Source organism: Paenibacillus sp. P4_A7, from assembly GCF_056402455.1.
Window position 1 is genome coordinate 1 of sequence record NZ_JBFUHJ010000812.1, and the last position, 1,094, is coordinate 1,094.

General features: G+C 41.0%; 1 protein-coding gene. It reads right to left on the reverse strand.

Going from position 1 to position 1,094, the window contains the following annotated elements; translation table 11 throughout:
• Positions 1–92 precede the first annotated feature (92 nt).
• Positions 93–1,094, reverse strand: a 1,002-nt coding sequence (locus AC1DWN_RS34200) for a DUF4097 family beta strand repeat-containing protein (protein WP_477563256.1), incomplete at its 5' end; no start/stop codon positions are given.

The window sequence follows — 1,094 nt, forward strand, 5'->3', positions numbered from 1 at the left end:
AGTTAACGTTGGCTCCCATTCCCCTCACGCCCTTCAATGTAATTAAAACTATTGTACGTTCTTATTTAAGATTTTGTCAATGAAAGCGTAATTCATACAGGCTTATTATTGTTAATCGCTATGCTATTCGTTGCATTGATTTGAATGCGGTAAGTGCCATCCCCCATAGTGCCCCTTATCGTTTTCTTGCTAACCTCCAATGGCAAATCGGTCGTAATATTACCGAAAGTTACGGATCCATAAATACTGAAACTGCCATCTTCCGGTATCGAAAGCTTAATTTCTCCGATTGTGCTGTCTAAATCCCAATCGCCACCGACTTTGCTGCTGTTTAGCTCTATATTCCCATTTAATGTATCAGCTTTAACTGAGGCCGCTGCACCGTCTATTTTGATTTTACCATTTTTTGTTTCAGCTTCTATACTACCCTCAATTCCCTTTAATTCCAAGCTACCGTTCAACGTATTGGCGTAAAGCTTCCCTAAAATGCCTGAAGCGTTGATTGTGCCATTTTTCGTATCTATGCTGCTGTCACCACTTATGAATTGTGCATTTATGGCACCGTTATTGCCTTTAATATTAATTGAGCCTTTTATGTTACGAACAGTTATAAGACCGCTATTACTCCGAATTTCCAATCCGCCTGGTAATGTCAAACCAGTAACTTCTATTGAACCGTTACCGGACTCGACTTTTATTTTAACGGCAGTTATAGGTTCACGACCTGCTTCTTGTGTGATGTCGGGTGTATCCGTCTGCACCCTATCTGCTATCTCTAACGGTAACTTGATATCACTCTGCGTTTCAGTTTCAGGTATGATCGGTATTTCCATATTAATTGCAAGATCCCCGTTAAGAGTCGGCACCGGCGTTTCTATAGGTTCCTCATCGACCTGTACTTGATCAGACATGGAAAATGGAATGGTTACAACCATATTCATTCTAGGCTTTCTAATGCCATTTGCACCGTAAGCTTCTCCCTTTGCTTCGAGCGTCACTTCTAATCCAGGTGTCACTTTTACCATAGATTTTTCGGCAATAGAGTCGGCTTCTTCTTTATCCGTTAAATCGATCCAAACTGCAGTCTGTAGTTC